Origin of the sequence: Halomonas sp. HNIBRBA4712 (assembly GCF_043558675.1) — a bacterium.
GTDB lineage: Bacteria > Pseudomonadota > Gammaproteobacteria > Pseudomonadales > Halomonadaceae > Vreelandella.
In genome coordinates this window covers 1-858 of sequence record NZ_JBIFXR010000026.1, presented here as the reverse complement: position 1 = coordinate 858, position 858 = coordinate 1, and the positions used below count along the sequence as shown (strand labels likewise).

At 56.9% G+C, this 858-nt stretch carries 1 protein-coding gene; it reads right to left on the bottom strand.

Translation table 11 applies throughout. From position 1 onward, the window contains the following. A partial coding sequence (locus ACGK9R_RS17170; protein WP_394583545.1) for an IS256 family transposase occupies positions 1-783 on the bottom strand: 783 nt, incomplete at its 3' end. Between the last annotated feature and the right edge of the window lie 75 nt (positions 784-858).

Sequence of the window (858 nt, the reverse complement as noted above, 5' to 3'; positions counted from 1 at the left end):
ACGAACCATGTGCACGATGCAGAGTTGAACCCTGGTTTGCGGGTATTCCGCCGCAATGGCATCCGGGAAGCCCTTGAGACCGTCCACACAGGCGATCAGGATGTCCTCCAGGCCACGGTTCTTCAGTTCGGTGAGTACCGACAGCCAGAACTTCGCGCCTTCGGTCTCGGCCAGCCACAGGCCCAGCAGCTCCTTCTGGCCTTCCATGTTGATGCCCAGGGCCAGGTATAGAGACTTGTTGATCACCCTCTTGTCCTGACGAATTTTCAGGACGAGGCAGTCCAGATAAACGATGGGGTAGATCGGATCAACAGGCCGGTTCTGCCACTCGTGAACCTGGTCAATCACACGTTCGGTTACCCTGGACACCAGCGTGGCCGAGATATCCGCGTCGTACATTTCCTTGAAGGCGTCCACGATATCCCGGGTGCTCAGCCCCCTGGCGTAAAGCGCCAGGATCTGATCGTCCATCTGGGTCAGACGGGACTGGCCTTTACGGACAAACTGAGGCTCGAAAGACCCGTCTCGGTCACGGGGTGACTCGATGGGTACTTCGCCATGCTGCCCCTTCAGACGCTTGGCAGAATAGCCATTACGGCTGTTGCCGGTGCCACGGCCTTCCGGAGCGTGTTTCTCGTATCCGAGATGCTCGTCCAGTTCGGCGTTCAGGGCGGTCTCGACGGTGAGCTTGACCAGTTGCTGGGTGAGGACTCCGAGGTCTTTCTCGGACTTGATATCCTTGGCCAACTCGGCGGCCATGGCTTTGAGTTTTTCTTGATCCACTTGTGTACCCACGATGGTATCCTTTTGAAAAGATTACTCAGCCGTGGGCAGTTACACAATTTGGTTTACAGGCTC